Origin of the sequence: Imperialibacter sp., assembly GCF_040222815.1 — a bacterium.
Taxonomy (GTDB): domain Bacteria; phylum Bacteroidota; class Bacteroidia; order Cytophagales; family Cyclobacteriaceae; genus Imperialibacter.
This window is the reverse complement of the sequence record NZ_JAVKCH010000040.1, coordinates 531062-539414: the sequence shown is the minus strand read 5'-3', so window position 1 is coordinate 539414 and position 8353 is coordinate 531062. Positions and strand designations below refer to the sequence as shown.

The following is an 8353-nucleotide window of genomic DNA, read 5'->3' as shown; positions in this document are numbered from 1 at the left end:
TTACCTGACTTAAGTGTCTGTAATGCTTCCTCGAAAAGTTGCTCCAACTCACTCCGAGGTGGTTTCTTTGATTCCATTTCTGTCATAAGTTCTCACTTTATTTTTACTTATACTTATGACACACTTTTCTGAACAGTCTCTACCGATGCCTGTCTCCGGTGTTCCGTATTCAGACCCCTCTTTCCTTCCTCTTCCTGCTACTTTCCGATTGCCTTCCGCCTTCCCTTCAAGAAACACTAACAGCGGACCATCGTTGGTTCATTAACCATTAACCATTAACCATTAACCATCCTCTCACTTCACCGTCCCACTATAACTCACCCCAAAACCAACAGTTTTGAAGTTGAGGGTATACAATTTGGCGAAACACTTGTCATTAAAAAGCTTCCCTATCAGACCCACATTCACATTGCGGGATTCGTACTCTGCCGAGACTAGCAAAAAGCTTGATAATGGTACCCTGGCTGAACCAAACACGCCTACCTGGTAGTCATTCTCTTTTCTTACAATATCGATCGAATCAAATCCTGTGAATATCAGCGTTCTCACTACCCAGGGAATACCAACCCCTGCTGACAGGGTGAGCTCCTTGCCACCTAAATTGAAATGCTTGGTGCCTGTAATAAAGTTGGAATCCACAAAATTGCTCGTGCCCAGCGGGATATACATCCCAAAAAGCAAAGCTGGAAACTTACTGGTCTCTTTTTTGAGCAGGAATCTCATGCTCCCGGATCGATCACCTATGCCATAGTCTAAGGGAGCGTCAATGATAGGAGTGAGGTTGAACGTAAGCTCCATAAATGGGAGGAAACCAAGGGTGACAAAGTTGTGAATTTCGTGTGTCCCTCGTCTGCTGGGATAGAGAATGAGGGCCTCTTGTTGAGGATGAAAGCTGCTGCCAAAGGCAATTTTTTTATCTCCAATCACCCTGGCTTCCGGCACAAGGAAGTTGCCAGATTGCCCCGTAAGGGTAAATTGTGCCAGGCAGGGGCGCAGGGTTCCTGCAAAAAGCAGTATACTTGTGAGTAGAAATCCAATTTTCATGCGCCTTTTCGGAAGCAATATTTTTATCACAATAGCGTTGGTTATGCTCTTTGCCTTTTCGGAGGCGCTTGCTCAGCCTGCTGATTCACTCATAGAGCTGTTGCAAACCAAAGGTGCAGAGAACATTCAATATTTCAAAGACGAGCAGGGAAGAGGACATTATACGTTAGAGTACCGCTTGCACCGCAATCCGGCGGTGCTGCTCAACGACCTGCCTGATTGGGTGGCAAAATCGGACACGGTGGCCCTCACGCTCATGTGGTACGGCAGCCCATGGACTACTCTGAGCGGCGGCAATGTGACGGCTGCAACAAAAGATGATAGATCGTTGAGAAGAACAAAGCCATCGGTTGCCGGCGGGTGGCCTTATAAGCTGGATATCTCCATCGCTCCTGTGGTTTTTGCTGAATTTGGTGACGAGTTTGACATATTTCGTACGCAACTGGCACTAGCCCCCAAAATCAATTATTTGTTGCCTTTTGGCCTCAGCGCCGATGTGCAGTGGATCTTCCCCATTCAAAACGACTTCGAGCGCAGGCTCGGCTTCAGCAGCAGGCCGGGGCAGGTCAGCCTGAGTTATACCAAATCCTTTGTCCCCAACCACCTTTTCGTCGCCTCTGCCGGCACGTTCCTCAACCGGCAATACGGAGTAAGCGCAGACTATGTGATCAGAACAGGAAGGAATTATTTTGGAGCAGCCGTCAACCTGTCGGCCTCCTATGCCTACGATGAGCGGGTGCTGTACCGGGAGCCACTAGAGTATGTAAGCGGGGGGGTGTGGTGGATGCATTCCTTTCCACAACACGACCTCTGGACGAAGGTTTCCTTCGAACGGTTTCTCTATGAAGACTATGGTTCTCGCATAGAACTGTTTCGGCAGTTTGGCAACAATGAAATGGGCTTGTACATGACAGCCTCTGCCAGGGGCTTCAATGGGGGCGTCCAATGGGCGATGCCACTTTTTCCAAAGGCATTTTATAAAAACAAATACCTTCAGGTGCGGCCCGCCAATCAGTTTTTGTTCACCTATGAGTATCTCCGCAACCAAAACGATGGAGAAAGCCTGATGAAGTACCGGCAAACAGACAGGTCACTTAGAGCTTTGCATCCTTCTTTTATTAAAAATCATTTATTATCATTACTTAAAATATTATAATTTATCCGATAAGATTGCAACTTAAGAAGCAAATTACTAGTAAATTGCGCTTTGAAAGTTGTTATTATCAACTGGCTCAGTCAATTACTTTTCGGTAGGGGCGTCAGTTAGGGTCAAAATTCAAAGTCAATGAAACGAATACTTTTAAAGGGGTCGGTATTGGTGGCGATGCTGCTCATTTTTTCGGACTGCGAGCAGCAGATCGTAGGCCCTGTGCCCAATTTTGATTATGAGTTTCCATCAGGGGGGATTGACGTCGGTGACGTGACATTGGAAGATGTTACACCAGATGATATCACGCCAGGGAGCATGAATACCGATGGCCAAACGGCTTTCGGCAACAACCTGGCAAATGTCAATACAAACCCTGCGGCTTTGGCCGCTGTGCGTGATCAGCTCACAGCATTGGCCCAGGCGCTGTCAACCTCTCAAAAGAATGCCATTAAAGGCTTGAATGTCAACTCGCTGCCTACACAAGTAAAGGATGGGGTGAGCGACCCCAACAGTAACTTGATTTCGTTGATTGCAACAATACAAGGGCTTTTGAAAGAATACCCTCAGCTAGCTCCGCTTGTGCCAACCATGACATTGCCCACTGGGGGTCGGGTATTGAACGATGGAGGCCGTTTATTGGAAGTTACTGTGCCGTTGATTGAAACAAAGGTGAGTGCGGTGAATGCACTGGAGTTGGATTGCGAAGCAGCAGCGAGACGAGCCTATAATGTAACGGTGAACCAAATCGACTCAGCATACAATGCGCAGTTGGTGCTAGTTAGTGCCAAAGATTCAGAAAACATTCAAGCAGCCATCGCCCTGCGCACAGCGAGCATCGCAGCGGCAAACACCCGCTACACGGAGAGAAACCTATTCTTTAGGTCGCAATATGATGCTTTCGCAGCCAGCATAGCCAGCTCCACTGTTTTTACACCGGCTGAGGTAGAATTATTGAACATTTTGAATACGTTGATGTACGCCATTAACTTATATAATAGCACATTGCTGCTGAATCTCGAATTGACGGCTATTTCGAACCAGCTGGCAGCTAACCTAGCAAAAGCGGCGGCCGCCAAAACCACGATGACCAATGAGGCAAACACCAAAAGAAATGCTGCTATTAAGGAAGCTACAGACAGGCTGAATGACGGCTTAAATACGTGTCACAATCAGGGCGGTGCTTCAGGCGGCGATTGATGTTAGATTTGAAATGGATAAGAAGATATTGAAACCACTTACTTTTAAATGTATGCGTGGATTTATACCAGCCTTACTAGTGCTTTTTATTTTTGCCGGGCAAGCTGCCTTTGGACAGGCCTCTCTTACCTACCTCAATGTGGAAGGGGGATACTACAAGCCTTCCCTGGGCTATTGGAACAATGACTCCTATCTAACAGGTTTCGATATGAAGCTGGGTGGAGGTTTGTACTATGGTGGAGGTGTTGGTTTCCGGGTGTACGATAGTTATTTTGGCAGGCTTTCGGTGGGCCAGTTCTCCACCAGCGACCAATCTGACCCCATCAACCTTGGCGGACTCAGTAGGGAAGAGTACCTGAAGATCAAGATCATGCCTGTTTCTCTTGATTTTTTGTATGAATTTCAGACACTCGCCAAAGACAAAATTTTTCCGTACGTGGGTGCTGGTGCCTCGATCAACTTTATCCAACGAACCTATAAAAGAAGTGCCAACACTGGCCTCGATGAAGAGGGCTCCGATACAGGGAGGGCGAATTCGTTTTACCCCCTTGTAGGTGTATCTTACAATGTAACCAACTATATAGATGTTGGACTTGAAGGCAGATTCCCAATCGGGAGCTACAAGCAGGCCTTTTCGACGGTTACGGAAGATCCTAACAGCTTCACGGTGGAAACGGTGTCTATCACAGGCCCAATTGTGTCATTGAAGGCAAACCTCCGCTTTGAGCCAAGAGGCCACAGAAGAAGTGCCTCCTCAAGATATAGAGGCAACTATAAAGTAGGCCGGAGGAGATAAAAGGCGACTAGATAGACGAGAATATTAGAATGAAAGGTCAGCGCAGTGCTGGCCTTTTTTGATGCAATGGCTGTCACTCTTTACCCACATCTAAGCTAGTTTGAAAAATTATCCCCTTCCCCTTGGGGTCTCCGCCAGGGACCCTGAGGGAATTGGGACGACCACATTTTATCCAACCCTTTCAGTGTCCTCTGCGAGAGACACCAAAAGGCTATCGTTTTCATGATAAGTTTGTTTAGAAAAGCATCCCCTTGGGGTCTCCGCCAGGGACTCTGAGGGAGTTAGCACGACCATGTTTGATCCAACCCTTCCCTTTGGGGTCTCCGCCAGGGACCCTGAGGGAATCCTTTCAGCGTCCTCTTCGAGAGACACCGAAAGGATATCGTTTTCATGGCAAGCTTGTTTGGAAAAGCATCCCCTTGGGGTCTCCGCCAGGGACCCTGAGGGAATCCTTTCAGCGTCCTCTTTGAGAGACACCAAAAGGCTATCGTTTTCATGATAAGCTTGGTTGGAAAGTATCCCCTTGGGGTCTCCGCCAGGGATTCTGAGGGAGTTAGCACAACCACAGTTTATCCAACCCTTTCAGTGTCCTCTGCGAGAGACACCGAAAGGATATAGTGCTAAACAAGTATTTTTCCCTGTTTACCCACCAAAAATCCGTTGCAAAAACCCCTTCTTTGAGGCTTCCTTTGCCATTTCCATCTCATCCCCCTCAATCATTTTCCATATTTCACCCCAGGGAAGCAGTCCGCCAACATTGCGGTCGTCGATAAATAGATCAACATTCACTTTTCGACTTTGTCCTTCTTCAAATCCTTCTCCGGGAAAAGTCTCATTAACTGCATAAAAAGTAAGGCCCTGGTTTTTACAGTAAGCAATGGCGTCTTCCAGATACTTGCCTTCCCTTATTGTCCAAAGCACTAGCCGGTGATTGCGTTTTTGCAGTGCTTTGAGCGTCTCGACAGCAAACAGGATGGGCTTCCCAATTTTCGGGTAAGCGTGTTCTACAATAGTGCCGTCAAAGTCTACGGCGATAGTCAAGGTTTGTCGCATGTTTATCGCTTCTGTGTGCAAATATAAAGAATGAGCAGACAGCACGTGCTGCTATCCAATTTAACCATTTGTTACCGATTTCTTTTTCGCAACCCGATGAGTTTTGCCTAACTTTGTTTAACAAATCCAAAATTGATGAACTACTATAACCATATCGTTGAGACCATAGGAAACACCCCTTTGGTGAAGCTGAACAAGGTGTCGGCAGGCATAAAAGGTACCATCCTGGTGAAGGTCGAATACATGAATCCTGGCAATTCTGTGAAGGACAGGATTGCACTCAAAATGATTGAGGATGCCGAGAAGGAAGGGCTGCTCAAGCCCGGAGGCACTATCATAGAAGGCACGAGCGGGAACACGGGCATGGGCCTTGCGCTGGTTGCCATCGCCAAAGGCTATCGCTGCATTTTTACCATGGCCGACAAGCAGTCGCAGGAAAAAATAGACATCCTGAGAGCCGTAGGGGCGGAAGTGGTCGTTTGCCCCACCAATGTAGAACCTGATGATCCAAGGTCGTACTACTCTGTGGCAAAAAAGCTCAACAAGGAGATTCCAAACTCACTTTACCCCAATCAGTACGACAATCTTTCCAACTACAAGGCTCACTATGAGTCAACGGGGCCGGAGATATGGAAAGACACGGAGGGTAAAATAACGCATTATGCTGCTGGCGTCGGCACAGGAGGAACCATTAGCGGTACCAGTAAATACCTGAAAGAGCAAAAGGCTGACATTGTCACAGTAGGTATTGATACCTACGGGTCAGTGTTCAAAAAATACAAAGAGACTGGCATTTTTGATTCCAACGAGGTGTATCCTTACCTCACTGAAGGTATTGGCGAGGACATCTTGCCCAAGAATGTTGATTTCTCAACCATCGATCACTTTGTGAAAGTAACGGACAAGGATGCTGCCATCATGACCCGGCGATTAGCCAGAGAAGAAGGACTTTTCGTGGGCTGGTCGTGTGGCTCGGCTGCATACGGTGCACTTGAATACGCAAAAGAGCATTTGAAAGACGGTGATGTAATGGTGATCATACTGCCAGACCACGGCACACGCTATCTGGGGAAGGTGTACAACGATGCCTGGATGCGTAACCATGGGTTTTTGGAAGAGAGAATATTTGCTACTGCCAGAGATATTATCAAGCGCCGCAATGGCTATACTAAGCTGACAACAGTGAACAAGAATATGAAAGTGGGCGATGTGATCGGAGTTTTCAATATTGATGGCATTTCACAGCTTCCAGTGGCGGATAAAGACCATTTTGTAGGTAGTGTGCACGAGACCAAGCTGCTAAATAGCTTGATCCAGGATCCGAGCATCAAAGACAAGCCTGTAAGTGAGGTAATGGATCCGTCTTTCCAATTTGTGGGCATGGACAACACAGTCGATGTGCTTTCTTCTCTCATCAACAAAGACAATAAGGCGCTTTTGGTGAGAGATGAAGCGAACAAAGTGCACATCATTACTGAGCATGATCTTTTGATGGCGCTGACACGCTAAGCTAATAATTATCTTTGAAGTGTCCGGTAGTCTGTTTACCTTGATACTTCAATCTAAATTACTCACCTCTTTACTTGCAATCCCGACTGGTCAGCACCTGTCGGGATTTTTTTGGCTGTAGGTTAGGGTACGTCGCCGTCACGCACCCAAAGGTTAAGGTGTCGTGTCTTCACACACCTTGAGATACTTTTTCGTAGCTTCTTTTTTTATCTCACACAACGCCGCAAGTCTCCCTGGGCATGCCGTAAAGCTTTCTTGCTCTGTCTTACGCACCATGAGGTTAAGGTGCCGTGTCTTCACGCACCTTGAAACACTTCTTCAAGGGTTCAACCTTCCTCTTTTTCTTTGCGCCTTGGTGTTTTCCCCCTCATGGGGACTAGTGGATTCATGGTTGTATTGTTGTTTTTATATGTCGTACCTACGGCACTTTTAGCCTTGTTGCAGGTTGCCACCGTTGGTGTTACCCACATTCCGTCCCTACGGGACTCTTTCTCTGTGGCCCTCCCTCTCTCTGTGGTGGTTGGAGTTTCTTCTTTTTGTCTCTCGCAAAGTCGAAAGCCTGCTGGCGCCGGCCGCAAAGTTTGTTTGCTCCATGTCTGCGGCTTTGGTGGAATAAACCTGTTCAACCCCTTCAGCCTCCTCAACGCTTCAGTCCCCAACCTCCTCAAATTCTTCCACATTCCTTAATGAAGTCACCACGAGATAGCCCATATTGCGTCAAAATTGAATCATGCGTGCATCTTCCCCCATTGGTATATTCGACAGCGGCATTGGTGGGCTCACCGTGGCCAGGGCTGTCAAAGATCTCCTGCCCGACGAGCAGCTCATCTACTTCGGAGATACCGCCCATCTTCCATATGGCGAAAAGTCCGTGGCTGCGATTCAGGCCTATAGTGTTCGCATTACCGACTTCCTCATTCAGCGGGGGTGTAAGCTCATTCTGATTGCCTGCAACTCAGCCAGTGCTGCAGCCTACGACCTGGTGAAAGAGTATGCTGGCAAAAAGGCCCAGGTATTCAACGTGATTGACCCCGTAGTGGACTATGTGCGGGAAACCTATGTTGATTCATCCATTGGTCTGATAGGGACTAAGGCTACCGTACAAAGCGGCGTGTACCAGCAAAAGATTCAAAGCTTGGGCAACAAAAATGCGTGCAAGGCGCTGGCAACGCCCTTACTTGTGCCCATGATAGAAGAGGGCTTTCTGCACAACCGCATCAGTCATGACATCATTGAGCAGTATCTATCGTCGGCAATGCTGTCCGACATATCGGCGTTGATTTTGGGTTGTACACACTATCCATTGATTAAAAAGGAGGTGGAAGCCTACTATAATGGAAAAGTGCAGGTAATCGATTCTTCGGTGACAGTTGCCAGGGCACTGAAAGGCTTTTTGGAGCTTCATAACCTGAAGGCTGCCAGCCGGACTAATGAAAATCACTTCTTTGTTTCGGATTACACTGCTTCTTTTGAGGGAACCACCCGACTGTTCTTCGGTGAGGAGGTGAGGTTGGAAAAGTTTGATCTCTGGGAGTAGGAGCCTTGGGGTCTCCGCCAGGTTCTCTGGGTGACGCAATCCCCTTGGGGTCTCCGTCCCGGGATCC

Annotated in this window: 7 protein-coding genes; 5 read left to right on the top strand and 2 right to left on the bottom strand. The window is 47.6% G+C overall.

Annotation, left to right across the window (positions count from 1 at the left end):
- Nucleotides 1–294: 294 nt before the first annotated feature.
- A complete protein-coding gene (locus RIF36_RS22180; protein WP_350122919.1) occupies nucleotides 295–1044 on the bottom strand; it encodes a hypothetical protein in 750 nt (249 codons plus the stop codon).
- Here RIF36_RS22180 and RIF36_RS22175 point away from each other — a divergent pair.
- From RIF36_RS22175 to RIF36_RS22165, 3 genes are all read left to right on the top strand, one after another.
- The gene (locus RIF36_RS22175) at nucleotides 1043–2200 is read left to right on the top strand and encodes a hypothetical protein (RefSeq protein ID WP_350122916.1); all 1158 of its coding nucleotides are present in this window, start codon (nucleotides 1043–1045) and stop codon (nucleotides 2198–2200) included. The genes RIF36_RS22180 and RIF36_RS22175 overlap by 2 nt on opposite strands.
- 129 nt (nucleotides 2201–2329) lie before the next feature.
- The gene (locus tag RIF36_RS22170; RefSeq protein ID WP_350077224.1) at nucleotides 2330–3391 is read left to right on the top strand and encodes a hypothetical protein; all 1062 of its coding nucleotides are present in this window, start codon (nucleotides 2330–2332) and stop codon (nucleotides 3389–3391) included.
- A gap of 52 nt (nucleotides 3392–3443) precedes the next feature.
- Nucleotides 3444–4187: an outer membrane beta-barrel protein gene (locus RIF36_RS22165; RefSeq protein WP_350077225.1), complete on the top strand. Its 744-nt coding sequence runs from the start codon at nucleotides 3444–3446 to the stop codon at nucleotides 4185–4187.
- A 642-nt stretch (nucleotides 4188–4829) separates the two neighbouring features.
- On the opposite strand, the gene RIF36_RS22160 is transcribed toward RIF36_RS22165, so the two are convergent.
- Nucleotides 4830–5240: a BT0820 family HAD-type phosphatase gene (locus tag RIF36_RS22160; protein WP_350122913.1), complete on the bottom strand. Its 411-nt coding sequence runs from the start codon at nucleotides 5238–5240 to the stop codon at nucleotides 4830–4832.
- 135 nt (nucleotides 5241–5375) lie between these two features.
- On the opposite strand from RIF36_RS22160, the gene RIF36_RS22155 reads away from it, so the two are divergent.
- Both RIF36_RS22155 and murI read left to right on the top strand, forming a co-directional pair.
- Nucleotides 5376–6749 carry a cystathionine beta-synthase gene (locus RIF36_RS22155; RefSeq protein WP_350122911.1) on the top strand — a complete coding sequence of 458 codons (1374 nt, stop codon included), beginning with the start codon at nucleotides 5376–5378 and terminating at the stop codon, nucleotides 6747–6749.
- Between the two features lie 730 nt (nucleotides 6750–7479).
- Entirely contained in the window at nucleotides 7480–8286 is an 807-nt protein-coding gene (gene murI / locus RIF36_RS22150; protein ID WP_350077231.1) for a glutamate racemase, read from the top strand.
- Nucleotides 8287–8353 lie beyond the last annotated feature (67 nt).